We start from the raw sequence: 857 nt of genomic DNA, 5'->3' as shown, positions 1-857 counted from the left end.
ACGCACCTAGGGAGATCGCTATGGCTGGGCTTCTAGACCTGCTGGATCCAGGCCAGCACGAGGAAGCCTCGCGGGCAGGCCGCGCTGAACTGGAGACTGTTTTGGACCGCCGGACACAGGAGGAGCGCGACGCCTTCTGGAAAGCGCTGGATCTCTACTACGCACCACCGCCCGAAGAGGAGAGCGATCAACCCGAACTGCTGCGCCAGTCGCCGGTCCAATCCGCACTCTAGAGCCAGCAGGGCGACAGCGAAGGGATCGTACATGGCGCACGGCGCTGATTATGCGAATTCCGCGGCCTCGCGCGTATGCGAGGCCCCAGTTCGGTCTCAGCAGTTGCCAGCACCAACAATCGGGCGCAGCATCGTAGCGCGCTTTGGCTATCAGCTGAGTGGCAGGCACCGGCCGCACGCGCGCCTTTCTCGCCCCCTCACAGCGCGTGTTGCGGTCGGTGACCTCTTGTCCTGCAAACTCACGCTGCCTTGAGCAGTGCGCCACTACCGGAAGCAGTGGTAACCCTTAACACAACCAGCAGTTGGATTATTGCTGGGTTGTGGTTCACTGCTGATGCACGCGGTCGCTCAGCGATAGCGTTGCGGCGGGCTGGGTTGAGCCTTGTGAGGGGGCGCTCCCCGGCCCGTTTCCATAATGGCCCTTCTGCGAACTGGGCGGCTCCATAACACTCAATCCGTGCGGAAGGGGCGAGATCGCTCGGCATTTTGATTTCCAGACACACAAACCTAACAGGTTTAAGTGCCTGGGAAACCGTCGTTTTCCATGCATGGCGTGCTGTTTGGAGCGGTCCATTGGGGCAAGCCCTATTGGAACACCGCCCTGAGATCGCGCCCGCCGGCCCG

Annotated in this window: 1 protein-coding gene; it reads left to right on the top strand. The window is 62.0% G+C overall.

The window, feature by feature from the left end; all coding sequences use genetic code 11:
- Positions 1 to 20: 20 nt before the first annotated feature.
- Positions 21 to 233: a hypothetical protein gene (locus tag WDW90_RS37600; RefSeq protein WP_336492802.1), complete on the top strand. Its 213-nt coding sequence runs from the start codon at positions 21 to 23 to the stop codon at positions 231 to 233.
- The last annotated feature ends 624 nt before the right edge of the window (positions 234 to 857 follow it).

It is taken from the genome of Methylobacterium nigriterrae (assembly GCF_037106235.1).
Taxonomy (GTDB): domain Bacteria; phylum Pseudomonadota; class Alphaproteobacteria; order Rhizobiales; family Beijerinckiaceae; genus Methylobacterium; species Methylobacterium nigriterrae.
This window is presented reverse-complemented; position numbering and strand designations above follow the sequence as displayed.

Coding starts and splice junctions, on each gene's coding strand:
- WDW90_RS37600 (WP_336492802.1), top strand. CDS start 21: ATGGCTGGGCTTCTAGACCTGCTGGATCCAGGCCAGCACGAGGAAGCC.